18 protein-coding genes and 1 tRNA gene are annotated in these 25480 nt (G+C 55.2%); 7 read left to right on the forward strand and 12 right to left on the reverse strand.

Annotation, left to right across the window (positions count from 1 at the left end; all coding sequences use genetic code 11):
- Positions 1-4: 4 nt before the first annotated feature.
- Positions 5-1009 (reverse strand): PhoH family protein, encoded by a 1005-nt coding sequence (locus N909_RS0102155; protein WP_245613558.1) that lies wholly within the window; start codon positions 1007-1009, stop codon positions 5-7.
- 145 nt (positions 1010-1154) lie between these two features.
- Here N909_RS0102155 and N909_RS0102160 point away from each other — a divergent pair, with 145 nt between their 5' ends.
- The 3 genes from N909_RS0102160 to ettA all read left to right on the forward strand — a co-directional run bounded on the left by N909_RS0102160 (position 1155) and on the right by ettA (position 6328).
- Positions 1155-3326 carry a hypothetical protein gene (locus tag N909_RS0102160; RefSeq protein WP_162179098.1) on the forward strand — a complete coding sequence of 724 codons (2172 nt, stop codon included), beginning with the start codon at positions 1155-1157 and terminating at the stop codon, positions 3324-3326.
- On the forward strand, positions 3323-4471 hold the full coding sequence (locus N909_RS0102165) for an HD-GYP domain-containing protein (RefSeq protein ID WP_029910686.1): 1149 nt from the start codon (positions 3323-3325) through the stop codon (positions 4469-4471). The genes N909_RS0102160 and N909_RS0102165 overlap by 4 nt, the downstream gene beginning before the upstream one ends.
- A gap of 180 nt (positions 4472-4651) precedes the next feature.
- Positions 4652-6328: an energy-dependent translational throttle protein EttA gene (ettA, locus tag N909_RS0102170; protein WP_029910688.1), complete on the forward strand. Its 1677-nt coding sequence runs from the start codon at positions 4652-4654 to the stop codon at positions 6326-6328.
- Positions 6329-6604: 276 nt separating this feature from the next.
- Here ettA and N909_RS0102175 read toward each other — a convergent pair whose 3' ends face one another.
- Complete coding sequence (locus tag N909_RS0102175; protein WP_029910690.1) at positions 6605-10234, reverse strand: hydantoinase B/oxoprolinase family protein; 3630 nt, start codon at positions 10232-10234, stop codon at positions 6605-6607.
- Positions 10235-10737: 503 nt separating this feature from the next.
- Between N909_RS0102175 and N909_RS0102180 the strand changes: the two genes are divergently transcribed.
- From N909_RS0102180 to N909_RS0102190, 3 genes are all read left to right on the forward strand, one after another.
- Positions 10738-11721, forward strand: coding sequence for a TRAP transporter substrate-binding protein (locus tag N909_RS0102180; RefSeq protein WP_029910692.1), 984 nt, complete (start codon positions 10738-10740; stop codon positions 11719-11721).
- 80 nt (positions 11722-11801) lie between these two features.
- Positions 11802-12392: a TRAP transporter small permease gene (locus tag N909_RS0102185; RefSeq protein WP_051689454.1), complete on the forward strand. Its 591-nt coding sequence runs from the start codon at positions 11802-11804 to the stop codon at positions 12390-12392.
- Entirely contained in the window at positions 12380-13681 is a 1302-nt protein-coding gene (locus N909_RS0102190; RefSeq protein WP_029910696.1) for a TRAP transporter large permease, read from the forward strand. Before N909_RS0102185 ends, N909_RS0102190 begins: the two co-directional genes overlap by 13 nt.
- A 16-nt stretch (positions 13682-13697) precedes the next feature.
- Here N909_RS0102190 and N909_RS0102195 read toward each other — a convergent pair whose 3' ends face one another.
- From N909_RS0102195 to N909_RS0102240, 10 genes are all read right to left on the reverse strand, one after another.
- Positions 13698-14219: a winged helix DNA-binding protein gene (locus N909_RS0102195; protein WP_029910698.1), complete on the reverse strand. Its 522-nt coding sequence runs from the start codon at positions 14217-14219 to the stop codon at positions 13698-13700.
- 263 nt (positions 14220-14482) lie between these two features.
- On the reverse strand, positions 14483-14746 hold the full coding sequence (gene minE / locus N909_RS0102200) for a cell division topological specificity factor MinE (RefSeq protein ID WP_029910701.1): 264 nt from the start codon (positions 14744-14746) through the stop codon (positions 14483-14485).
- A gap of 1 nt (position 14747) precedes the next feature.
- Entirely contained in the window at positions 14748-15554 is an 807-nt protein-coding gene (gene minD / locus N909_RS0102205; RefSeq protein ID WP_029910703.1) for a septum site-determining protein MinD, read from the reverse strand.
- Positions 15555-15654: 100 nt separating this feature from the next.
- Entirely contained in the window at positions 15655-16425 is a 771-nt protein-coding gene (gene minC, locus N909_RS24300) for a septum site-determining protein MinC (protein ID WP_051689455.1), read from the reverse strand.
- Positions 16426-16774: 349 nt separating this feature from the next.
- Positions 16775-17293, reverse strand: a complete 519-nt coding sequence (locus tag N909_RS0102215) for a MerR family transcriptional regulator (RefSeq protein WP_245613559.1) — start codon at positions 17291-17293, stop codon at positions 16775-16777.
- Positions 17294-17460: 167 nt separating this feature from the next.
- The gene (locus N909_RS0102220) at positions 17461-17646 is read right to left on the reverse strand and encodes a MerR family transcriptional regulator (RefSeq protein WP_029910712.1); all 186 of its coding nucleotides are present in this window, start codon (positions 17644-17646) and stop codon (positions 17461-17463) included.
- Positions 17647-17756: 110 nt separating this feature from the next.
- Complete coding sequence (locus N909_RS0102225) at positions 17757-18983, reverse strand: COG3014 family protein (protein ID WP_029910715.1); 1227 nt, start codon at positions 18981-18983, stop codon at positions 17757-17759.
- Between the two features lie 31 nt (positions 18984-19014).
- Entirely contained in the window at positions 19015-19635 is a 621-nt protein-coding gene (locus tag N909_RS0102230) for a penicillin-binding protein activator LpoB (protein WP_155005840.1), read from the reverse strand.
- 77 nt (positions 19636-19712) lie between these two features.
- Entirely contained in the window at positions 19713-21863 is a 2151-nt protein-coding gene (gene rlmKL / locus N909_RS0102235) for a bifunctional 23S rRNA (guanine(2069)-N(7))-methyltransferase RlmK/23S rRNA (guanine(2445)-N(2))-methyltransferase RlmL (protein WP_029910719.1), read from the reverse strand.
- A gap of 84 nt (positions 21864-21947) precedes the next feature.
- Positions 21948-24899, reverse strand: a complete 2952-nt coding sequence (locus N909_RS0102240) for an insulinase family protein (protein WP_029910721.1) — start codon at positions 24897-24899, stop codon at positions 21948-21950.
- Positions 24900-25324: 425 nt separating this feature from the next.
- On the opposite strand from N909_RS0102240, the gene N909_RS0102245 reads away from it, so the two are divergent.
- Positions 25325-25401: transfer RNA gene (locus tag N909_RS0102245), tRNA-Pro, on the forward strand.
- Positions 25402-25480: the final 79 nt, after the last annotated feature.

Below are 25480 nucleotides of genomic sequence, written 5' to 3' on the forward strand. Positions count from 1 at the left end.
GATATCAGCTGTTCGTCCGCCGCCCCTGATCGGCATCCCGCCGATCAGCGCGCTGGTAAGCCTGGACAATAGCCTGGACGATGGGATGCCGCACCACATCCACATCACTGAAATGGGTAAAAGCGATACCTGGAACACCGACCAGGACGTCAATGGCATGGAGCAGCCCGGAGCGGTTCTCCCGGGGCAGGTCGATCTGGGTTACATCCCCGGTGATCACGGCACAGCTGCCGAAACCCAGCCGGGTCAAAAACATTTTCATCTGTTCCACAGTGGTATTCTGCGCCTCGTCCAAAATGACAAACGCATCATTCAGCGTCCGGCCACGCATGAAAGCCAGCGGCGCGACCTCGACCACTCCGGTTTCAACCAGGTTTTTGGCCTTGTCAAAATCAACCATGTCATAGAGGGCGTCATAAAGCGGGCGCAAGTAAGGGTTGACCTTTTCAGCCAGGTCCCCGGGCAGAAAACCAAGTTTTTCACCCGCTTCCACGGCCGGACGAACCAGCATGATACGGCTAACTTCCTTACGCATCAAGGCCGCCACCCCCATGGCCATGGCCAGGTAGGTTTTCCCGGTCCCTGCCGGACCGACCCCGAACACCACATGGTTCTGGCGGATATTGTCGATATAACTTTTCTGGGCCAGGCTTTTCGGCGCAATTATTTTATTACGTGCAGAAACGAAAACCGTATCGAAGAAAATATCCTTCAGGGAAGCAGAGGAATCGGCGGAGAGAATGCGGCTGGCATAATCGATATCGGTCGGGTAGAGAGGCATACCATCGCGCAGCAGGGAGCAGAGTTCCTCAAAAAGGCGGAGAGCCACCTGAACCTGTGCCGGGTCTCCGGACAGACTGATGACGGTCCCCTGGCTCCCCAGGCGCACACCGAGTTTTTTTTCAATGAGTTTTAGATGCTTATTCTGCTGGCCGAACAGCTGTGCAGCCAACGCCGCATCGCCAACATCAAATCGTTCGCGCGGGCTCATAAGCAATTCGTTGTCCATATGTTCATATCTAGCTGGAAAATCTAGCACCAAAAAGAATGGAATGCAATAGACCTTGGCCCATTATTCAGTAACCCTTGTTGCAACGAATTTTGTTATAATCGTTTCAAAGAATTAGCTTCCCGGGATGAGAATGGAAAGAACCTTGTCAAAAGATATCAAAAGCTCTGTTTATACAGACCCTGACCGGCCCTTGTTGGCCCTGTTTCTCCAGGAGCTCAACATTGCCCGGCGCAACCTGAGCCTCTATCCCCCGGAACATCCGCGGATTACTGCCAGTATCGACAAGACTCTTGCCCTGCTGAATGAACTGTTTCATTCCGACCGGGTGGTGACCCTGGGCATTGCCCCCGAATCGATCTATTTTGCAGAAACCTGGCTCGATAAAAAAGATGCCGCCACCCGTGAGTTTGCCCGCTTCTTCTCCGCCCTCGGTATAGCCACCGTCAGTTTTTCCGCCGGGGTCAACGGTACGGAGCTGATCCGTTTCAACCAGTTGCTGCGCAGCGACCGCAATGCCCTGGAAGCCCAAGGCGGATTTGAGCAGCTGCTGGAACAACAGCAGATTAAAAATATTCAGGTGATCCCCATCGATTACGATGCCTTCCAGGCCAATGGGCGAATCCACCCCGACCATCCCCAGAGAACCGACACGCTCTGGGAGACCTTCCTGCATGGCCTGCAGCACGGGATCCTCGATTTCGGCCAACACGGGGATCAACTCGACATCTCAGCCATTGCCGAGTTGCTCAATCAGAAGAGCTCCACGGCTCGGGAAGATGGCGGCCAGTATCAGACTGCGGTGGAAGCCTTTGTCGAGCAGAGCGTCGTTAGTGCCGCCGAACCATTGCTGCAGACCAGAACCGGGCAAAGCCTGAACCTGCTGCTGGAAAAACTCACCCCGACAGCCCGGCAGGACGTTCTCAAAAACACTCTACAGGCCCTTGATCGGCATCCGGAGCCGGCCCGCAACATTCTTCCCGGCATTGACCCGCGTCATTTTCAGGAAGCACTGGTGCTGCTCAATCGCGAGGAGCTGCAGATTTCCTCCCGGCTGGTCAATCTGGTCCGCAATTTTACAGACAATAGCGGACCAGGGCGGCCAGGCCAGACAAAAAGGACGGCGCAGAACCTGTCCGGCAGCGTGGTCCGCGCGCGCCTCAATGAGCTGTTCAAGGAAGAACAACAGGAACGTTATCTGCCGGGCGCCTACCAGAGTGCTCTGGAAGATATTATGGCCAGCGGGACCGCAACGCCGCTGCCCGAAGAAGCAAAACTGGAACTTAAAGCACAGCTGGAAGAACAATCCATTGAACGCCAGACCGCAGCGATCATTTTTGAGATGCTTAACCACGCCCTGGACGCGGAGCAGGAAGCCGCGGTCCAGCGTCACCTCATCGAACTGTCGCGTTTTTTTCTTGATACCGGCGATTTTGTCAGCCTGCGCGAATGCTTTGAGAACTGGTCGGCATACTTGAACAGCGGTCGCGCCGGGGTGGACCTGTTCGGTGAGAAAGTCCTGGCCGCGCACACCCAATTGACCTTTCTGACGGAAGTGCTGGACGGCTTTGAGCTTTGGGAGGAGGAGGCTCATGATGCGCTCAGAGGATATATCGTCCGCGTCGGTGAGACCTATACCGACCTGATCATCGAGCGACTGGGGCAGGCAGCACACAAGGAGGAGCGGCTGCGCTGGCTGGGGATTCTTGAAGAGATCGCTCCTGCGGCCCAGGAAAAAATCATTCATGCCCTGGAGGATGAGCGCTGGTATCTGATCCGCAACCTGTTGATCGCCCTGGGCAAAGAGCGCAATCAGGCAACCCTTAAAAATAGTCTGAAATTTTGCGATCATCCGCACCCGCTGGTTCGCAAGGAAGCGATTCGCAACCTGTTCGGCTGTAACCCGGCCACCGCCAACCGCTATCTGCTCAAAGAGCTGCAGGCCGAGGACGCTGCAGCCCGGGAAGCGGCGGTGCAGTTGGCGGAGTTGAGCAGAGACCATGCGATCCTGGCCTTGCTGCACAAACGCCTGGAGCATGCACCAACCGATGATGAGGATCTGGAACTGCAGAAAAAGGTCATCGCCACATTGTCACGCATGGGGCAGCGGGAAAGCCTGCCGGTGCTGCGGCGGATTTTATTCAACCAGGGGTTGTTTGCTCCGCGCCGGGTCAAACAGCTGCAGCGGGAAGTCTTGCTCAACCTGCCGCGCTTCCCGCACCAGCTGGCCGCAAAACTGCTCCAGGAACTGTCCCGCAGTCGCTTCCGCAAACAGTTGCAAGCCGCTCAGGAACTGAACACCCAGGAGCGCCCATGAATAATCTTTCGCAAAAAAACCTGCAACATTTCATCCGCCTGCTGACCACCGCCGCGGCCAACGCAGCCCTTTATCATCCGGAACATCGCCAAGTGCTGCGCTTCAACAAACAGGCCCTGGTCGTGTTGCAGGAGTTGTTGAACGTGCATGGGGACCTCACCCTGAAGCTGATCGACGGACAGTTGATTCATGTCAACAGCCCGGTCGCTTCCAGCATGTCCGTGGAGCGACTGCTGGCCGCCATGACCCGGTTGGGAATCAGTTACCTGCGCATCGACGCAGGTGTGTACGCGGAAGAGTTGCTCGGTCTGATTCAGGTGCTCAGCAAAAACCGGGATCGCGACCCGGATATTGCCGACAGTGAGAATATCCACTTCGGCCAGGTGGAAGTCCGCTACCGCCAGCCACAGGTCAATCAGCTGGCCGCCTTTGGCCTGGAGGAGATCGCCGACCACGAGGCCGATCGATTTATGGATCTGTACCAGAATGTCCGCAGCCGCCGAAAAATCGAGATTTCCGGAATCAGCCAAATCGTCAACGGCTTCATCAACTCTTTCAGCACCCAAAGCGAAGCCTTTCTGGCTCTGGCTCCCTTGCGCGCTATCGACGAATACACCTACACCCATTCGACCAACATCTGTCTGCTCAACCTGGCCCAGGCCAGAGCCCTCGGCATTGAAGGGCAACTGCTCAACGATATCGGTATCGCCGCCATGCTCCATGATGTCGGCAAAATGTTCATTTCGCCGGATATTCTCGGCAAAACCAGTCAGCTGACCGAGGAGGAATGGGAGATCATGCAACAGCATCCCCGCCTCGGGGCCGAATACCTGCTCAACACACCCGGGGTCCCGCGGTTGGCGGTGATTACCGCTTTTGAGCACCATATGCGCTACGACGGAGTGGGCTACCCAAAAACCTCAAAGCCCTGGACCCAGCACCTGTGCTCGCTGATGACGGCCATCTCCGATACCTATGACGCCATGCGCACCCATCGTTCTTACGAAGAATCCCTGGATCTGGAGAAGATCGTTTCCATCATGCTCAACCTGGCGGGCAACAAGCTGCATCCACAGCTGACCTATAACTTCCTCAATATCCTCACCAGCCTGGACAAACAGGAATTGCTCCCGGCCGCCCCTTGAGCGATGCCACGGTAGCCACTGGACAACCGGCTGAAAAACATCACCCAGACATCCTGCCAGCACTGCGTGACCGACATTTCAGCTTATTTTATCGACAACTGCCTCTTGCGACGGGCCTTGCAGCGATGTTATACAGGCGCAAACTCCGGCGACTGCTAAAAAATCGATAAAAGGATAGTTATGAGCGAAGATACTAAAAAAATCATCTATTCGATGATGAAAGTCAGCAAGAGCTACAACAAGCAACCGATCATTAAGGACATCTCCCTGTCCTATTTCTATGGCGCCAAAATCGGCGTGCTCGGCCTCAACGGCTCGGGTAAATCGACTCTGCTGCGGATCATGGCCGGCGTCGACAAGGAGTTCAACGGCGAAGCGGTCCTCTCCGAGGGCTACAGCGTTGGCTACCTGGAGCAGGAACCGCAACTGGACGACAGCAAAACCGTCCGCGAGGTGGTCAAGGAAGGGGTGCAGGAAATTGTCGACCTGCTCGCCGAATTCGAAGAGATCAACAACGCCTTCGCCGATCCCGACTGCGACATGGACAAACTGTTGGCCCGCCAAGCCGTGGTTCAGGACCAGCTTGATGCCGCCGACGCCTGGGAGCTCGATTCACGCCTGGAACTGGCCGAAGAAGCCCTGCGCTGCCCGCCGCCAGACACCCCGGTCAAAGTACTCTCCGGTGGCGAAAAACGCCGCGTTGCCCTGTGCCGCCTGTTACTGAAAAAACCCGACATCCTGCTGCTTGACGAACCGACCAACCACCTGGATGCGGAAACCGTTGGCTGGCTGGAACAGCACCTGCAGCGTTATCAGGGCACGGTCATCGCGGTCACCCACGACCGCTACTTCCTCGATAATGTTGCCGGCTGGATCCTGGAACTGGACCGTGGCCACGGCATTCCCTGGAAAGGGAACTATTCCAGCTGGCTGGAACAGAAGCAAGAGCGACTGCGCAAGGAAGAAAAGGCGGAAAGCAAACGCCAGCAAACCCTCCAGCGCGAACTGGAATGGATCCGCATGTCGCCCAAAGGGCGGCACGCCAAATCCCAGGCGCGGATCAAATCCTACGAACAGTTGCTCGGCAATGCCGGCCTGGAAAAGGAGAAAACCCTCGAACTTTACATTCCGCCCGGACCGCGGCTGGGGAATATCGTGGTCGAAGCCGATCAGGTCAACAAAGCCTTCGGCGAGCGGCTGTTGATTGACAAGCTCAGCTTTAACCTGCCAGCCGGGGGTATCGTCGGCGTCATCGGTCCTAACGGTGCCGGTAAAACCACCCTGTTCAAGATGATCACCGGTCAGGAACAAGCGGACAGCGGCACCTTCAAGGTCGGTGAGACGGTCAAGCTCGGCTATGTCGATCAGGGACGCCAACTGGACGGTTCCAAAACCATCTGGGAAGAGGTCAGCGGCGGCCAGGACAACTTCATGATGGGCGGGCAATCCATCAACTCCCGCGCTTACGTGGCCCGCTTCAACTTCTCCGGCTCGGATCAGCAGAAAAAAGTCGGCGTGCTTTCCGGCGGCGAGCGCAACCGCGTCCACCTGGCCAAAATGCTGCGGGAAGAAGCCAATGTTCTGCTCCTGGACGAACCGACCAACGACCTGGATGTCAACACCCTGCGGGCTCTGGAAGAGGGGCTGGAAAACTTCGGCGGCTGCGCCGTGGTCATCAGCCACGATCGCTGGTTCCTCGACCGCATCGCCACGCACATTCTGGCCTTTGAAGGGGACTCTCAGGTGGTCTGGTTCGAAGGGAATTATTCCGAATACGACGAGGACCGCAAACGGCGCCTCGGCAAGGATGCCGACCAGCCGCACCGGATCCGATACCGGTCCTTGACCCGGCAATAAAAAAAACGGTTCAGCACGCTGGCGAAGCCAATCACCGGCGTGCTGAACCGTTCAGCACACGTTCTCCCCCTGCCCTCCCCAGAGCCTCCCCCCAGGAATTGACCAACTCGATTCCCGTGATACTGCAATCCAGTGTTGATGAATTGTTAAAAGTTAAGAATCCATAGGTAGACAAAGGCAACCATGAAAATTCTGCAGATGTCAGGCTGAGCTTGATCTTTAATTTCGACAATGATTGAGCTGAGAATCACGAGACGGCATGCGCCAAACCTGTGTTCAGGAGGTCCGTTCGCCGACAGATTTCTCCGGCACTCCAAACCCACCGCCGCCGGGAGTTTTGATGACGATCATGTCCCCGGCTTCGAGGTTGATTTCATCGTTTCCCTTAAGCATTTTTTCTGTTCCGTCAGGATAAATCACACTATTTTCACCACGCAGCCCCGCCTCGCCTCCATTCAGACCATAGGGTTCCGTCTCACGGTGGGAGGTCAACAGGGTGACCGTCATCGGTTCGAGAAAACGCAGCTTACGGATCACGCCATTGCCGCCGTTGTAACGGCCGCGACCACCAGAACCGGGGCGCAAGGCAAAGGATTCGACCCGGATCGGGAACCTCCATTCCAGAACCTCGGGATCGGTCATGCGGGTATTGGTCATGTGCGAATGGACACCGCTGGTTCCCGGATGATCCGGTCCGGCCCCGGTGCCGCCACAGATAGTCTCGTAATTCTGATACCTGGCGTTGCCGTAGACAAAATTGTTCATCGTTCCCTGCGACGAGGCGAGGACACCGACAGCGCCGAACAAGCAGTCAGTGATGGCCTGTGAGACCTCGGTGTTTCCTGAGATGACCGCAGCCGGATAAACCGGGCTGATCATGCTGCCTGACGGAATAATGATCCGCAGCGGCTTGAAGCAGCCCTCGTTCAGCGGAATCTCATCACCCACCAGGGTCCGGAAAACATACAGCACCGCAGCTTTGCAAACCGCCGTAGGAGCATTGTAATTGCCGCGATCCTGGGGGGAAGTTCCCGTGAAGTCGATGGTTGCCTCGCGCTGCTGCCTGTCGACACTGATCCTGACCCTGATCAACCGACCGCCATCCATGTGGTAGCTGAATTCGCCATCAGAAAGGCGATCGATGACGCGTCGCACCGACTCTTCGGCATTATCCTGGACATGCCCCATGTAGGCCTGGACGACCTCAAGGCCGAAGTGGTCGATCATTTTCTGCAGTTCCTGAAGCCCGGTCTCGTTGGCTGCCACCTGAGCTGCCAAATCGGCCATATTCTGATCGACATTGCGGCAGGGATATTTTCCCGAACCAAGCAATGCACGCGTTTCCTCTTCCCGCAGTTGCCCCTGATCGACCAGCAGAAAATTGTCGATCAACACGCCTTCGTCCTCGATATGGGTCGAATCGGGCGGAGACGATCCTGGCGTGCGGCCACCGATATCCGCGTGATGCCCGCGCGAGCCAAGGTAAAAGAGAACGTTTTGACCATCTTTGTCGAACACCGGGGTGATAACGGTCACATCAGGCAAATGGGTGCCGCCATTGTAAGGAGCATTCAGCATGTAGACATTTCCTGGCCGCATACTGTCGCAGTTTTCGCGAATCACTGTTTTGATCGATTCTCCCATGGACCCAAGGTGAACCGGCACATGCGGAGCGTTGGCGACCAGCTGCCCGACAGCATCGAAGATAGCGCAGGAAAAATCAAGCCGCTCTTTGATGTTGACCGAATAGGAGGTTTTCGCCAGGGTGGTGCCCATCTGTTCGGCAATCGACATGAACAGGTTGTTAAAAACCTCCAGCATAACCGGATCGACATTGGTACCGACTGCCTCAATTTTGGGCCGTTCCTTGTAGCGACTCATAACCAGGTGCAAACGGCTGTTCAGCTCAGCCTGCCAGCCATCTTCAACCACCACGGTGCCAATGGCTTCGGTAATGATAGCCGGGCCCTTGATCTGATGACCTGGCTTCAGGTCATCACGCCGATAAAGGGGAACCTTCGAGGTCACCCCAAGGCTGGACAACTGCACCTCATCAACCGCCTTTGGCGGATCATCGGCAGTGGCCAGAACATTTTCCGCATCGGCAACCGCCTCCGTCAGCCCAATGGCCTCAACACTGACGGCCTCGATCACCAGCGGCCGGCCAGGAACGATAAAACCGAACTGCTGACGGTGGGCCTGCTCAAAGGCCACGAGCATGTCCGCCTGAGTGCCGGCGTCCACCTCCAGAGAGGTATCCGTAGCCTGATAACGCAACAGCGCCCGGATGCGCACCTCGAGCTGGTCCTGAGAGACCCCCTGCTCAAGGACTTCTGCGCGCGCCTCTTCCACCAGGGTGGCGGCTGCCAGCTCGACTTGTTTTCCTGCATCTTCAGCAAAAGGCTTTTCCACCTGTATTTCACGCATGGCGCGCACATCGGCCAAGCCCATGCCATAAGCCGAGAGCACTCCGGCGAAGGGATGCAGGAAGACACGCCTCATTCCCAGTGCGTCGGCGACCAGGCAGGCATGCTGTCCACCCGCGCCACCAAAGCAGTTCAGAGTATATTCCGTCACGTCATAACCACGCTGAACCGAGATCTGTTTAATGGCATTTGCCATATTATTGACCGCGATCCGCAAAAAGCCTTCGGCCACCTCTTCAGGAGTCGGTTCCGGTGTGCCGGTGGCCTGGGCGATTTCGGCCGCCATCTGAGTGAACTTTTCCCGAACAATGATGGTATCCAGTGGCTGATCCGCATTGGGACCAAAAACTTTGGGAAAGTGATGCGGCTGGATCTTCCCGAGCATGACATTGCAGTCGGTAACCGTCAGCGGTCCACCGCGCAGATAACAGGCCGGGCCGGGGTTGGCTCCAGCAGAATCAGGCCCGACCCGATAGCGCGAGCCATCGAAATGAAGAATCGAACCGCCCCCGGCGGCGACCGTATGTATGTGCATCATCGGCGCGCGCATCCGCACCCCGGCCACCAGGGTATCGAAACTGCGTTCATATTCACCGTTGAAGTGAGCAACATCGGTCGAAGTCCCCCCCATATCGAAACCGATAACCTTGTGGTAGCCGCTCATTGCCGCGGTCTGCACCATGCCAACCACCCCCCCGGCCGGACCGGAGAGGATCGCATCCTTGCCCTGGAAGAGATGAGCATCCGTCAGCCCACCGTTCGACTGCATGAACATCAGCCGTGGGCCATCTCCCAGTTGCTCGGCAACCTGATTGACATACCGCCGCAGAATCGGCGAAAGGTAGGCATCGACAACCGTGGTATCACCCCGCGCCACCAACTTCATCAAGGGACTGACACGACTGCTGAGCGAAATCTGGGTAAAGCCGATCTCTTCAGCCAGATCAGCAAGTTGCTGTTCATGCAGCGGGTTGAGATAGGCATGCATCAGGGCAATAGCAACGGCCCTGATGCCTTCAGCATAAGCGTTTTGCAAACCGGCTCTGGCTGCTTCGACAGCCAACGGGCTCAGCACGTTCCCTTTGGCGTCCAGCCTCTCATCCACTTCCAATACTTTTTCGTAGAGCAATTCCGGCAGGACAATATGACGATCAAACAGCCTTGGGCGTGCCTGGTACCCGATTCGTAATGCATCACCAAAGCCGCGCGTCGTCACATAAAGAGTTCGATCACCCTGGCGTTCAAGAAGAGCGTTTGTGGCCACGGTCGTCCCCATCTTGACGTGTTCAATCGCCCCAAGCGGGATCGGATCATCTTTTTCAAGCCCCAGTAACTGGCGAATCCCATAAACCGCAGCATCAGGGTATTGCTCAGGATTTTCGGACAACAACTTATGTGTCACCAATTCGCCATCAGGCCGCTTGGCAACGATATCGGTAAAGGTGCCGCCACGGTCGATCCAGATCTGCCATTTTTTCATTGTCTGCGGTGCTCCATCGGGCTTGAACTCTATCTAGTTGCCATCCGGAAACTCCGGAGGGCAACGGCTAAGTTTTCAGATTGGAAACGAGCAATTTTTCGTTGTGGCAAGGACATCAAGGGGTTGCGCGGAGGCGTAGTGCTTTACGCCGCACAAGAAAATCCGCAGATTGACACCGCCACAGCGGAAAAGGGCCGTTTCCGGATGAAAACTATCTATGAGCTCTTCTTCCAGCATCATCAATGTTATCAAGGATAGGTTAAAAATATAATGTTGATTTTTTATTGATAATTTATCAAAATAAACAAAATGTTGTCAGTAGTCGTAAAAAATGTCAACAATCTCACCTGAGTTTTTGTGATTTTTAATCAGTAGATACACCTGACTGCCTTGTCATCGTTGACAAAGTCGTGGAAAATCCCCAGTAGCACCAGTGTCACAGCGTCGTGGCGTTATTCTGTTTCAGTTTCAGACCATTCATTTACTCGAGATAGGAGAGCTGCATGAAAACCAGAGGACTTAAGTTTTTATTGACCTGTGCCAGTTTCTTAGTTTTTCTCATTTTTTCCGGAACTGCCTCGGCAACCACCTGGGATATGCCGACCCCCTATCCGGACAAAACCTTTCACACCCAGAATATCAGTCAATTTGCTGCCGATGTTGAGAAAGCGACAGGCGGAGAATTGAAAATCAAGATCCATTCGGCCGGATCCCTCTTCAAACACCCGGAAATCAAAAACGCCATACGTGGGGGCCAAGTCCCTATCGGTGAGTTTTTCCTCTCTTTACTGTCTAATGAAAATGCCGTATTCGGGGCAGACTCCCAGCCTTTTTTGGCAACGAACTATGCCGATGCGGAAAAACTCTGGACCGCTCAGAAACCAATCGTCGAAAAGCTGCTTGATGCTCAGGGTCTGATGCCATTATTCGCTGTTCCCTGGCCACCCCAGGGCTTGTACACGAAGAAAGCAATCAACAAAGTCGAAGACCTGAAAGGGATCAAGTTCCGGGCCTACAATGCAACACTGGAGGCGTTCGCCAACCTCGTCGGAGCCGCCCCGACACAGGTTGAAGTGCCCGATATCCCGCAGGCATTCGCCACCGGACGGGTTGAAGCGATGATCACCTCGCCATCTACCGGGGCCAACTCCAAAGCCTGGGATTACATCTCCTATTACACCGATATTCAGGCGTGGTTGCCCAAGAATATTGTCGTCGTCAACAAGCGCGCCTTCCGCAAACTGGATCAACAAACCCAGCAGGCGGTACTGACCGCCGCTGCCGCTGCCGAACAGCGTGGTTGGAAGATGAGCAAGAAAGAGACGGCCGAGAAGACGGCCATCCTCAAGGAGAACGGGGTCAACATTGTCACTCCGAGTCCCGAGCTGATGGAAGGTTTGAAAAAAGCTGGTGCAGAAATGCTGAAGGACTGGGAAAAATCTGCCGGTGCCGAAGGGGCTGCTTTGCTGAAAGCTTATCAGAACTGAGCTTTCTGATTTGGAAATGAACAATTTTTCATCTCAGTGGAGACCCGAAAAGGGTCTCCACTGAAAACCACGCCACGCTTATGAACGCAAATATTCAAACACAGAGCAGTTCAGTCGTACGCCGCTGGCTGGAAGGGCTTTACCTTGCCAGCGGCTGGCTTGCTGCAACCTGTATTGGCATGATCTGTCTGCTGGTGCTATGCCAGGTGTGCCTGAATGCTATTGATCGCATCAGCGGTTTACTCACCGGCACGGCCATCGGCCTAACCATTCCTTCCTATGCGGATTTCACCGGTTTCTTTCTTGCGGCAGCCTCTTTCCTGGCATTGGCATACACCTTCCGCCAGGGAGAACACATTCGGGTCACCCTGTTTTTGTCCCGTTGCCAGCCCAGGACACAACACGTCTTTGAGATCTGGGGACTGCTCATGGCTTGCGGGGTCACTGGGTATTTTTCCTGGTATACCCTGCTGCTGGTTCGCGAATCATACATATACCATGACCTGTCACCAGGAATGATCGCAGTCCCGATCTGGATTCCACAGGCCTTCATGCTGTCAGGGCTGATTGTTCTTGCCATTGCCCTGATTGATGGCCTCATCAGTACAATTCTTAACGGGGTCACTCCTGCGGACAGTGAATCAGAGGAGCATCAAGCATGTCAGAAATAAGCATGACTCTGCTCCTGCTGATCGTCCTGTTCGTGCTGCTTGGCAGTGGCATCTGGGTCGCCTTTTCCTTGCTCGGCGTTGGCTTGATTGGTATGGCATTCTTTACCGACGCCCCTTTGGGTGAAGTCCTTGCCACCACCGTCTGGGGCGCCAGTAACTCGTGGTCCCTGGCGGCTCTGCCTCTGTTCGTCTGGATGGGGGAAATCCTGTTTCGATCGCGCCTGTCTGAAGATATGTTTGCCGGCCTGTCCCCCTGGCTGACCCATTTGCCCGGGCGACTGCTCCACGTCAACATTCTTGGCAGCGGGATCTTTGCCGCCGTTTCCGGATCTTCAGCAGCAACAGCTGCGACCATCGGCAAGATGTCGATTCCGGAACTTGGTAAACGTGGTTATCCCAAAAGTATGATCATCGGCACCCTGGCCGGGTCAGCGACCCTCGGCCTGTTGATCCCGCCGTCGATTATCCTGATTGTTTACGGAGTGGCGACCGAACAGTCCATTGCCCGTCTGTTTATCGGTGGGATCCTGCCAGGATTGCTGCTGGTTGCGATGTTCATGGGTTATGTGGTGGTTTGGTCTCTGCTACACCCCGAAGAGATCCCTGCCGGGGAGGAACAAGTTCCGTTTGCCGAGAAAGTGAAACATTCCCGCCGGTTGATCCCTGTCATCCTGCTGATTGCGGGTGTCATCGGTTCCATCTATTCCGGTATTGCCTCGCCGACCGATGCCGCGGCAGTCGGTGTGGCCCTGTCTCTGCTCCTGTCCAGGTTTACCGGAACCCTCAATCGCGAGACCTTCCTTGCCGGTTTACTGGGGGCCACGAAAACGTCGTGCATGATTGCGTTCATCCTCGCCGGGGCAGCTTTCCTGACCGTGGCCATGGCGTTTACCGGGATTCCGAGCATGCTTGCCAGCTGGATAGCAGCTCTGAACCTGTCGCATTACGCCCTGCTCGGCGCACTGACGATCTTTTTCGTCATTCTGGGCTGTTTTCTGGATGGGATATCGGTGGTCGTACTCACCACCTCAGTGATTATGCCGATGGTCGAACAGGCCGGAATCGATCCCTTCTGGTTCGGCATTTTTGTGGTTATCGTCGTTGAGATGTCGCAAATCACACCGCCGGTCGGGTTCAACCTGTTTGTCATTCAAGGGCTGACCGGCCTCGATATTCTGCGCGTGGCCTACGCAGCAATCCCTTTCTTTTTGTTATTGCTGGTTGCCCTCGCCCTGATCGTGATCTTCCCCGCCATTGTCACGGTGTTGCCAGATATGATGGGAGGTTGAGAAAAGCATCCCTTGCTTATAAAGACGCTGCCGCTCGAGAAGCCTGGTCGTAAAGCCCGGATAACAGGCGCAACAGGGATGCGGCTTCGCTGATCTCGGACCCTTCCCGTTCGAGGTTCCGATAGACGGAGGTCAGGCAGCGTTCCCGGACTTCGCGGTACAAGCGACATGCCTCGCTCCCTTCCGGAGTGGTTGAGTAGAATATTTCCTTACCCCGTTTTTCTTTCTGAATCAGTTCAAGCTTTATCAGTTTTTTTAAAGAATAATTGACCGTGTGACTGTCCTCGACATGCAGGACAAAACAGATATCAACCAACCGTTTTTCACGCTGGCGATGGTTAACATTATGCAGAACCAGCACGTCCAGCGGGCTGAAGTCCGGATACCCTGCCGCACTCATGCAGCGCACCATCCAACGGGTAAAGGCATGGTTGGCGATGATTATACCGTATTCAAATTCGCTGAGATGCCAGCTATCCGGTGAGGTGAGATGCTCGGATGATACGATGGGAACCACCGGTTTGAGATCATCATTCATAGTCGTGTATCCTTTTGTGCTATGTCCGACAGAAACAAAAGCCCGTTTTCAGGGTTTTCGTTGAAGGAGGCACTATCATAGTATACTGAGTCGGATTCTCCCAAAAAAATTTACTTTTACAAATTTTCCGGGTCGCAAATGGCATTTTTCAGTTTTAGATATAGCGATTTACTGATAAGGCAAAAAGATAAGGCACGACATGCCCACAGCCTGGGAGACTGCAGCATGTCATGCCATAAAAGAATACCGACAAAGTTCCCTGATTACGAATTCCTCTCAAAGTCAGCCAGCGAGATATTCAGTTCGAGAACTTCACAGTCATCCCGTTTATCAACCGACAATTTGATCTGATCCTCGCTGATCTGCACGTATTTGCGCACAACTTCAAGGATCTCCTGCTGCAGTTGGGGCAAAAAATCAGGAGCGCCGGACCTGCCTCGTTCGTGCGCAACAATGATCTGCAGCCGTTCCTTTGCCAGCGAGGCCGAGCCTGTTTTGCTGGATCGAAAAAAATCTAAGAAACTCATATCACTTACCAAATATGCGAGAGAAGAAACCGTTCTTCGGGGCGTCCATATAGCGGAACGGGCGTTCTTCGCCGAGAAACCTGTCCACTGTATCAAAATATGCCCCGCCTGCGTCGCTCTTCTCATCCAGAACGACCGGCACCCCGGAGTTGGACGCAACCAGCACCGACTTTGACTCAGGGATGACCCCGAGCAGAGGAACAGCAAGGATTTCCTGGACATCATCAACGCTCAGCATTTCACCCTTCTGGACGCGTAAGGGATCATAACGGGTCACCACCAGGTGTTCCTGAACGGCCTGCCCTTCCTCTGCCTTTTTGGTCTTGCTGGCCAGCATGCCGATTATCCGGTCCGAGTCGCGCACCGAAGAAACCTCGGGGTTGGTGACGACAAGAGCCTCATCAGCATAATACATAGCGGTAATGGCGCCCTTCTCGATACCGGCCGGTGAATCGCAGATGATATAGTCGAAGCGCTCCTGAAGTGCGTTGATGACTTCGCCGACGCCCTCAATGGTCAACGATTCTTTATCCCTGGTCTGCGAGGCCGGAAGAATAGCCAGATTCTCGATCCTCTTGTCCTTGATGAGCGCCTGGTTCAGCGAGCCTTCCTTATGGATAACGTTCAAAAGATCGTAGACAACCCTTCTCTCGCAGCCCATGACCAGATCGAGATTACGCAAACCGACATCGAAATCGATAACAACGGTTTTATATCCTCGTAATGCCAGTCCCGATGCAAATGCGGCACTGGTGGTTGTTTTGCCGACGCCACCCTTACCAGATGTTACAACAACAACTTTAGCCAAGGTTTAATCCTCCTTATGAGTGGAACATCCTCTTTTCATTTATTCTGGCAAGCTGTCGATGGAATCGTCAGTGCCCGAAACCTCTTCATATGCTGCGATCTTATATCTTCGGCTGCCGCAGCCCGAGGGAGCGGAAAATCAAGCCGTCTTTATCCAAACTGATCATGACGCTTTGATTAATAACCTTGCGGTCAAGCGATTCATTGACCATGTAATTGCCAGCAACAGCAATCAGTTCGGGGTTGCATTGGGCACAGAAAATCGCCACGGTCTCATCCCCTTCGATCCCTGCCAGGGCTCGTCCCCGCAGGGTTCCGTAGATATGGATATTCCCCCTGGCCAGAACCTCGGCTCCGGCATTGACCGAAGACAGCACAACCAGATCGCCCGGAGCAAAAATCTGCTGCCCGGAGCGGACCGTCCGGGTGATGATCTTGGTTTTGCCCGCTGTATTGTTATTTGGCTCGGCAGCGGCGTTCAGGCTCTCTTCCGGATTTGCGCCCTGCTGGTCATCCTCTTCCTCCCCGGAACCGGAAGAATGGGCCGAATTTTTCTGTTTTGGGGCCGACAGCACACCAAGTCCCGCCTCAATCGCCTGACCTTCAAGCTGAGCTCCCACGCCACGCACGGCAATTGGAGTCGCCCCCAATGACCGCAGGTACGTGATAAGACGCACAAGATCGAACTCCTGCTGCAGATCCTCATCAACCAGGGTCATATCGATAAGATACGGAATCCTGGAGAGTAAGGTGCTGCTCTTTGCTAATTTCTCTGCCAACTGTTCAAACAGAAGGTTCTGATCAGTTTCATTAATCCGCAATACCAGTACGGAAAGGGTGCTCCCCTTGATATCCACAGCTGCTGTTTTCAACAATTCCTGTCTTTCTGATTGATATCTGAACCAGTGAATGGATTCCCTATTGATTTGTTCTGCAGGCAGGTGACTGTCCACTTTCCATTTTCGCTGCGTATGTTGCAATTACACCAACGACGCATGCGTCACAAAGCTTCTCCCCTCGTGCGCGCCTGCCATCTCACCCCAAGAGTGCGAACGGGACAGGCGCTGAGTTCGTCAATATAGCGATGCAGAAAACAACGAACAAGTACATTTTCGGGATAATTTAAACTTTTTCGCAGAACAGGATGGATCATCAGTCGTCCCCCCCCCAGACTGCTACCGCAAACGGTATGCCCGCCACTCTCACAATTGCCACACGTTGTCATCCGGAAAAGTTGTCTGCTATGGCCCACTGGCGAATTCTTTCGGCTTCCTGTTCATCGATTCCAAGCGACATGAGAAATTCGTAGTGGGCCTGAGGAGAACGGACCTCGAATTCACGGTGCCAGCGCCGCATCGCCTGTTCATCCATACCGGCTTTTTCGAGCATGGCGACCCAGCTCTGTTTGTCCACCGGCATCTCGTTCGGAATGCGGCCTTGCTCCTTGATTAAGGCTGCGACGAGGTGCTGCTGCGTCCTGAGCTGCAGAATCTCGCGGCCGAGTTCAGCAAGGCGGTTCTCGAGAACATCCGCTTCAGGATGACGCGGTCCGGACAGAATTTTCCCAATATCATCAAGGGACAAGCCCGCCTGACGGTACAGGCAGATTCTTTCAAGGCGTGCGCGGTCTTTCTCAAAATAGACCCGGTAGCCGGCCAATGAGCGCCGCGAAGGGTACAAGAGGCCGATATGCTCATAATAAAGCAGCGTACTGCGGGACAGGCCATACTGTTTTGCCATTTGCGAAACAGACCATTGCTTCATTTTCGATGACCTCAAAACCGGGCCCGCCCGAAGACAGGCCCGATTTCTTTCAAAGCTCCCGGCGATCCGTTTAACTTCACCATTGAGGGTCGATCTCCCTCAACGAGGCACAACGGAAGCCAGACAGAGCAACATACGAAAGGTTAACGACTCGCCGTCCTGATGGCTGCGGCCTCTTCATCCGCAAGGCCCAGCCATTTCAGAAAACTGAGATGATCATCCGGATAGGTTGTTTCAAACAGCCGGTGCCATTGCTTCATCTGCTCTTCGCTCAGTCCGATCGCCTTGAACATATCCACCCATTCTGCTTTTCCCACGTTTTTGCTCATTGAATTATCTCCTTCAGATTGAGGTTTGTGATCTGTGTGGCGCCACAATCCCAAGGGATAAACCCTGCAGCCATAGACAGGTCAAATAAAAAAGAGGGGCCGGATAGAGGTTACAGACGGATGGAGCGGAATACCCGCTGACCTGCCCGTAGCTCGATATCGGGCAGCTGGATCTCCTGCTCTCCGCCAGTGTCCCCATTCACCAACAGAGTCAAGTCATGATGCCCTGGCGACAGCGGAACGCGCAGCAATGTCAATCGTCCCGGCAGGGTCTGCCAACAGCGGACATCGGGCTCTTCAAGTAGAAAAAGACCGAGCCGAACCGCAATTTCCGCCGCGCTGCCATGGTCTTTGCCAACCGACTGGGAAAGCGCCTCTTTGGCAGCAGCCCGGGCAGTTTCCCGGGCAATGATCTGCACCCGTCGCGCCTCCAGGGAGGACTGAGCCACGACAGCCATATCGGTTGAGACGGGTGCCAACATCCCCGCGACAGGGGGATCGACCCGCAACCAAGGCTGCAACGTATGCTGATCTTGATAGTAAGGAAAAGAAAAGCGGATCGACGGCGGCAGCACGAAATTTCCGGGCTGCTTGCGCGGAATCCGACCGTTGGCCACAAACAGGACCAGCTCAGAGCTTTCCGGCGCCAAGGGGCCCACAACATAGGGACGGTATTTTTCCACCTCATCCGGCATGCCCAACCGCCCGGCCAGGGTGACGATATCCCTGGCCACCGGAGCGGGATCGGGTAAATCCCGGGCCAGTTTACTATATTCCAGATAGGCGTCGTTATCTTCCCCGAGGTTGGCAAAACAGAGCGCGATCAATGCCCGGGTGAAGTAATCATCCTTTAACGCCTCCTGATGACGGCCCAGGACCTTGAGGGCCTGCTTGGCCTCGACCAAAGCGGAGTCGTATTCGCCGAGCAGCAGATAGTCCATCATCAGGTAGCTGTGCACCCAGAGCCGTTCGCTGTACTCACCTTTGTAGCGGGTCAGCCAATCGTTGGTGGCCAGGGCGGTGGCCTGTTCGCTGAGACTGATAAAATAAAACTGGTCGATCAGCTGGGCAGCCTGCAGCAATTGTTCGGTACTTTGCCGATAGTTGCCCAACTGATGTAGAACAAGCCCCTTTTCCATCAGGAACAGCAGCTCATTGCGGCTGCTGAAGCGCTCTCCTTTTTCGAGCAAGGCTAGAGCTTCCCGGGGCTGACCGGCATAATACTCCTGGCTGGCTTTATTGAGACGCCCGGCGCAGCCGTTGAGCAGGACCACCAGCCCCACGGCGAGCAACAGCCGGGAGCCAGCGGTCCGATTGACAAACAACGAAAAACACATCAGAGAAGGTCCCCGCACCAGCGGCCCGTCATCACCAGCCGATAAACGGTTTGGACGCTTCCCGGATCACTTCGGCACTGTCCGCCCATTCGATCAGCCCGGTCTGGATATCGGTCAATTCCAGGTTCAGGCTGTAATACATCAGGGTTTTCTTTTTGAACCGGAACTGGCGGGGCTGGTCCTTTTCCATGGAACGCAGGGTCCCGCTGAGCATATAGCGCGCACCAACCTGACGGGCTCTGGCGATCCGCGTCTCCGCCGCGACATTGCCGCCGTACTGATAACTGGTTTCATGCTGGATATTTTCCCGTTGGGTCTCGTTGACAAAACGAACCCGGCCGCTGGCCAGCAAGGCCTGACGGATATCATCGGTGATCGCGCTGGTGCTGATATGCTCGCTGGTCCGGTTGGCAATCCCATACACGATCAGCACCGGTCGATCCGTAGCCCGGTCAAGGGGATACTTGGTGAGCAAAGACTTCACCATGTCGGCAACAATGGTTTTCTTGTCGGAAAAGTGGTAACCCTCGTCATAAATAACCTTTTCGTCCGGGCTCACTTCACGGGTCGTGACTCGGCCGGTACAGCCTGCGGCCAGCAGCAGAAAAAACACGACAAACAGCAACAGGGACAACCGCCAGGGTGATTTCATATTCGAACCTCCAAACTGGTAAAAAAATCTTGCGCCGCTCCTGTCCGCACCGACCAGGCAGGAGCGCACTTGCTTCCTCAATGCTTGCGAATCAACCAGCAATTATGAATTCGCGGGTTGCGTTGAAAATCAAAGGGGATGGTCTTGGCCGAAATATCCTCGATCTCCAGCTCGGGCAACGCGGCACTCTCCATGCTGAACGTCCGCAGGTTGTTGGAAAAAATCAGCGTTCCCCCGGGCGCCAGCAGACCGCTGACCCGCCTCAACAAATCGACATGGTCGCGCTGAACGTCGAAAGTCGTGGTCATACTTTTGGAGTTGGAGAAACTCGGCGGATCGAGGAAAATCAAATCATATTCCCCTTTTGCCGTTTCCAGCCAGTGCAGGCAATCGGCCTGAATCAGCTCTTGCCGCTCAGGAGAAAAGCCGTTCAGACGGATATTCCTAGCCGCCCATTGCAGATAGGTTTTGGACATATCGACCGTGGTCGTTTCCCTCGCCCCTCCCCGTAAAGCGTGTACGGTCACTGCGCCGGTATAGGCGAACAGGTTCAGAAAACGGGTTCCCGCCGCCAGCTCCTGCACCAGCTTGCGGGTCAGGCGATGGTCAAGGAACAAACCGGTGTCGAGATAGTCAGTCAGATTCACCAGAAACCGGCAATCCCCTTCATGGACTTCCTTGAAAACACCTCGCTGGGCCTGTTTCTCGTACTGTTGCAGCCCCTTCTGGCGTTGCCGAACCTTCAGATGGATGTTCCCCTCGGGCAGATTCAGCACCTGCGGTAAAGCCGCCTGGACATCCTCCAGCCGCTGCGCCGCCTTGCGGGAATCAACCGTCTTGGGTGCGTGATACTCCTGCAGATGAACCTCGTCGCCGTACAGATCGACAGCTACCGCATACTCCGGCAGATCGGCATCATAGATCCGGAAACTGTCGGTTTGTTCGCGATCAGCCTGTTTTTTGAGTTTTTTCAAATTCTTCTGCAAACGGTTGGCAAACATTTCCGCGCCTGGGGAAAGCTTGCGTTTGACGGATTTCCCTGCCCCGTCGGCCAGGGATTGCCAATGATTGGTCTCATCCAACTCAAACTGCAGCAGGCTGCACTTCAAGGCTCCATTGTAGAGGACGTTGCTCTTGCCCGCCCGCAGCCCGATACTGCGCCCCAGTTGCAGATTGGAGGTGATCACCGCCGCCCGCCAGCCCTGGCAGTGTTGGGCCATTTTCTCTCCGAGCAGGTTGTACAGGGCCGGCAGCTCACTCTGTTCCCCGAGCCGTTCGCCATAAGGAGGGTTGACCACCAGCAGTCCGCTGGCGCAATTAGGCGGAGCAACCAGCTCGCGGACGGTCCGCCGCTCAAAATGAATTTTTTTGTCCAGCCCGGCCTTATAGGCATGGTCCCAGGCTGCTTTTACAGCGCGGCTGTCGGCATCGTAACCGATCAGGGGCGGAGTTTTAGCGGCCAGTCCGGTCTGGCGGCGTTGCCGGGCTTCCTCCAGCAATTCATCCCAGAGTGCGGCATCGTGCCCCAGCCAGCGGTTGAATCCGTAATAATCGCGCAACAGCCCGGGGGCCGTGTCGGTCGCCAGCAAGGCCGCTTCCAGCGGCAAGGTGCCGGAACCGCACATGGGATCGACCAACCCGCCGCCAGCGGCACAAATGGCTGGCCACCCGGCTCGGAATAAAATGGCCGCAGCAAGATTCTCCTTGAGTGGGGCATGCACCCCGTCAATCCGATAACCACGCCGATGCAGGCTCGCTCCGGAGAGGTCCAGACTGAGGGTCGCCTGATCGCGGTGAACGTGCAGGTTCAGACTCAAATCCGGCTGTTCCAGGGAGACCGACGGACGGCGATCATAACGGGAGCGAAACTGGTCGACAATGGCATCTTTGATGCGCAAAGCCGCGAAACGCGAGTGGGTGATCTTAGAGTCGATCAGGGTACAATGTACGGCCAGGCTGCCGTCCGGACTCAGCTGTTCGGCCCAGTTGATCCCCAGCCCGGCCTGATACAGGTCATCGGGATCTGCGGCGGGAAAAGTTGCCAGGGGCAACAGCACTCGGCTGGCCAGACGCGACCAGAGACAGGTTCGATAGGCGGTTTCCAGGGTCCCGGAAAAACTGACTCCGGCGCGCTCCGGTTTGATCTCCTGCGCACCGAAAGTGGCCAATTCGTCGGCCAGCAAAGGCTCAAGCCCAAGGGCCGCCGTTGCAAAAAAAACATCATTCATGAGGTATCAATTCCAGCAGTAAAAAGGGGACGGAAGCAGTTTCCGTCCCCACGTATGTTAGCACCTTCGGCAACGTCCTGAAAATCAGATTTTCCGGATCTCCAGTGCTTGTGATCCCAGTTCCTTATTCGCTTTGAGCAGGGCAGTCTCACCGGCCAGTACCGCGACCGAGCTCGTCCCGTTTTCCAGGTAGGTCCGGGCCACCTGCTGCAAAGCGGTCCGGTCGACGGCCAGCAGATCTTTGCGCATCCGGTTACGCATATCTGAGGTCATGCCCTGGCGGATATTAGCAAATTCATGGGCGCCGGCACCAGCCGGGGACAGTGGCTTATCCAGGTCGCTGAAGACCGCCAGGACAGCTTCTTTGACCGCCTCGTCAGAGAAGCCGCCGGTTGCCGCCCACTGCGCGGCATCATCATAAACCTGCAGGGTCCGCTTCAGCTGCGGATCGCGGTAAGAAAGCATACTGAACAGACCGGACTCGTTGTTATAGCTGGCCAGGCCACCGTAAGCGCCCCCCTTTTCCCGAATCTCACGATGGAGAAACTCAGCTCGCAGTAGCTTGGAAAGGACCGTCAAGGCAGCGCTGTCCGGATGATTGAAGGGCACCGCCCGAAAAACCCGTGCGACATAATTGACCGGCAGGGACCAGACCAGCCCCTGTTGCGACGGCTGCGGAGAAAATTCCGTTGCCTTCCCGGACAGGTTCGGAGCGGTCGCAGGAAGTTGCTCCAGAACGTCAGCCAGAGCGTCTTTAAAAGGGGCAAAGTTCGCTGCTTCAACCGTCACCGCAGTCTGCAGGCAAGCGGTCGAAAACAGAGCCGAGGCGATTCCAGTCATGAACTCGGCCAGCCCGCTCAACTCTGCAACCGGCTTGGCCGCCAGCTCCCGGACCAGCGCAATCTGAGAAAGTCCCGACCATTGTTCGCGTTGCAAAGCTGTGGCCGAAAGGCTGGAGGCAGCCATCCGCGCCGCGTAGGTGTGCCCTGATTGGGGAACCGAATTTTCCAGCGAAACCTGCAACTGGTTCAACACTGTATGCAACCGCTGCAGATCCTTGAAATCGGGAGTGCAGATAAAATCCCTCATCAATTCAAACAGAGCTCCTGCATTGCGCACCAGCGCTTTGCCTTTCACTTCGAACCCGGCAAAATTCCGTCCCAGATCGGTTGGGTCGTCGAGCAGTGAAGTTCGCGCCGAGACTCCCCCGGTCACGGCTTCCAACCTTGCAGCCATCTCCAGGTAGTCCCGTCCTCCGGCTCCGACCTGGGTTAGCAGACTGCCGAAAATTGGCAGGTATTGACACTGTTCAGCCGTCAAACCATCAAGACTGAAGTGCAGCGAAGCAACCCCAATGCCGTTGGTCGGCTGATCGAACCAATACTGCGTCACCCCGTTGACAGTTGCTGTTTCATGGGAAGCAATCCGTTCTTCAGCTGGGATGTCGGCCAGCTCGAGGGTCGGCAGGCAGGACAGGTCTTCGGGGCCTTCCTGCGCGGCCTTGAGTTCTGCGGCCTGTTTGATCAATGCGGATTTTTCAGCTTCGCTGAGCCGGTTTTTGATGGCTTCGAGGCGGGCCTGGGTCTCGGCTTCCTGGCGCGGACCAAGTTCTGGATCGGGCTTCAACAACAAAGTCACCCGGCGGGGATTGTTCAACAGCCGGGTACGGATCAGATCTTCAAAAAAGGATCCTTTGGCAAGTTCCTGCCGCAAACGGGCCAGATTCTCCTCGAAATTTAAAGCCGTCAACGGATCGCCCCCATGAATCCAAGGGCCGATCATGCGCATCAACAACAACAACGCGTACGGATAGCTGTCGCCGGTCACTTCACGGTTGGAAAATTCGAGGCGATGAATGGCCCCCTCAATCCGCTCTGCCGAAAAACCCTGCTCTGCAACCTGCTCCAGAGTTTTCAGGATCAGCGTCTCGATCGCTTCGCTCTGTTGCGGATCGGTCCCCTGCAGACCGGCGGCGAAATAGGTGGTGCGATTGTCATCATGATAACCGCTGCCCGGCGCCAGGTTTGCACCCAGCCCGGAATCGAGCAAGGCCTTGTACAAAGGAGCAGCCGGGTTACCCAGCAACAGGGTGGACAGCAATGACATGGCCAACTGCTCAAAGCTGTCGTTAATATCGCCGCCCAGCCAGCCGACTTCCACCATCGATCTCTTTTCCAGGGGTTCACCCGCATCGAGCGGATAGGTTTCGGTAACGCGCAACGGTTCTGTCATGCCGGTTTCGAGGGGGACCTGCGAATCGAGTTCGAGCTTGTTGAAATGCCGCAGCACCCGATCTTCAACAACCGCCAGCAGCTCCGGCAGATCCAGATTGCCGGAAGAGAAAAACCAGGCGTTGCTCGGATGATAATAGCTGGCATGAAAATCCCTGAGCTGTTGCCAGGTCAGGTCGGGAATATCTTCCGGCTCCCCCCCGGAGTTGTGGCCATAGGTGGTGGTCGGATACAGATGCTTGTCCATCCGCCGGGACAAAAGCGAAGACGGGTCGGACATCGCCCCTTTCATTTCATTGTAGACAACCCCTTTGTATTCAAGTGGAGACGCCGGATTGTCGGCCTCGGAAAACTCCAGCCGGTGCCCTTCCTGGCTGAAATCCCGTTCCGTAAGCCGCGGAAAGAACGCCGCATCCAGATAAATTTCCAGGAGATTATTGAAATCCTTGCGGTTCATACTGGAAAACGGATACATGGTCCAATCGCTCGCGGTCATGGCGTTCATGAAGCTGTTCAGGCTGCGCTTGAGCATGGAAAAAAACGGATCGCGGACAGGAAACCGCTTTGAACCGCACAGGGCGGTATGCTCCAGGATGTGTGCCACCCCGGTGGAATCATCCGGTGGAGTCCGGAAGGCAACGGAAAAGAGATGATTATCGTCATCTCTGTCCAGGTGCATGAAGCGCGCTCCCGTCTGCTCATGCCAAAGTCTGATCATGGTGGCATTGATGCTCGGCAGGGCATCGATTCTTTCAACGACAAACCCGTGCAGAGTCTGTCCGGGAATAAGATTGGTCTGTGTCATAACAAAAACCCAATATAAAAAGAATGAATAAAAATAAAGAGGTAAGAAGAATGATAGCCGACCCGGTCACAATTATCCAGTCAGCACAAAATTTTCATAGTCCAATTGCAGTAAACAAAGCAACGGGACCATAGCCGATTCTGCAGCTAAGTTCAACTTTCTCAAACATAGGACAAAGAATCACGTGCCTAGGATATTGAAAAAGCTTGGCAAGACCCTGAAGGGGTAAATTGGGACAATAGCCGAAGGCGAGGCGTTTGATTATTTAAGAGGGTGAGCAAAAACCATTTCACCTGGCCTGGAAACGATCCAAGCGGTTTTCCTCCGAAGCCAGTTGGCAGGATCGCACAAAAACCGAAATATTGAGGGTTGGAGAGAAAAAAAGATTGAAATCTTACCAGCTCCATGGTACCAATATGCCCCTTCGGAGCGTAGCGCAGCCTGGTAGCGCGCTTGGTTTGGGACCAAGATGTCGGAGGTTCGAATCCTCTCGCTCCGACCATTTAAACAAAAAAAGGGTTGGCTGTAAGCCGGCCCTTTTTCTGTTTATAGCCCGAGAGAGGATTCGAAGCAAAGCGAGC

This window comes from Pelobacter seleniigenes DSM 18267, assembly GCF_000711225.1.
Classification (GTDB): domain Bacteria; phylum Desulfobacterota; class Desulfuromonadia; order Desulfuromonadales; family Geopsychrobacteraceae; genus Seleniibacterium; species Seleniibacterium seleniigenes.

Excerpts from the sequence above, each read along its gene's own strand:
- N909_RS0102155 (WP_245613558.1), bottom strand. The coding sequence starts at position 1,009 with ATGGACAACGAATTGCTTATGAGCCCGCGCGAACGATTTGATGTTGGC.
- N909_RS0102165 (WP_029910686.1), top strand. The coding sequence starts at position 3,323 with ATGAATAATCTTTCGCAAAAAAACCTGCAACATTTCATCCGCCTGCTG.
- ettA (WP_029910688.1), top strand. The coding sequence starts at position 4,652 with ATGAGCGAAGATACTAAAAAAATCATCTATTCGATGATGAAAGTCAGC.
- N909_RS0102175 (WP_029910690.1), bottom strand. The coding sequence starts at position 10,234 with ATGAAAAAATGGCAGATCTGGATCGACCGTGGCGGCACCTTTACCGAT.
- N909_RS0102180 (WP_029910692.1), top strand. The coding sequence starts at position 10,738 with ATGAAAACCAGAGGACTTAAGTTTTTATTGACCTGTGCCAGTTTCTTA.
- N909_RS0102185 (WP_051689454.1), top strand. The coding sequence starts at position 11,802 with ATGAACGCAAATATTCAAACACAGAGCAGTTCAGTCGTACGCCGCTGG.
- N909_RS0102190 (WP_029910696.1), top strand. The coding sequence starts at position 12,380 with ATGTCAGAAATAAGCATGACTCTGCTCCTGCTGATCGTCCTGTTCGTG.
- N909_RS0102195 (WP_029910698.1), bottom strand. The coding sequence starts at position 14,219 with ATGAATGATGATCTCAAACCGGTGGTTCCCATCGTATCATCCGAGCAT.
- minE (WP_029910701.1), bottom strand. The coding sequence starts at position 14,746 with ATGAGTTTCTTAGATTTTTTTCGATCCAGCAAAACAGGCTCGGCCTCG.
- N909_RS0102215 (WP_245613559.1), bottom strand. The coding sequence starts at position 17,293 with ATGGCAAAACAGTATGGCCTGTCCCGCAGTACGCTGCTTTATTATGAG.
- N909_RS0102220 (WP_029910712.1), bottom strand. The coding sequence starts at position 17,646 with ATGAGCAAAAACGTGGGAAAAGCAGAATGGGTGGATATGTTCAAGGCG.
- N909_RS0102225 (WP_029910715.1), bottom strand. The coding sequence starts at position 18,983 with ATGTGTTTTTCGTTGTTTGTCAATCGGACCGCTGGCTCCCGGCTGTTG.
- N909_RS0102230 (WP_155005840.1), bottom strand. The coding sequence starts at position 19,635 with ATGAAATCACCCTGGCGGTTGTCCCTGTTGCTGTTTGTCGTGTTTTTT.
- rlmKL (WP_029910719.1), bottom strand. The coding sequence starts at position 21,863 with ATGAATGATGTTTTTTTTGCAACGGCGGCCCTTGGGCTTGAGCCTTTG.
- N909_RS0102240 (WP_029910721.1), bottom strand. The coding sequence starts at position 24,899 with ATGACACAGACCAATCTTATTCCCGGACAGACTCTGCACGGGTTTGTC.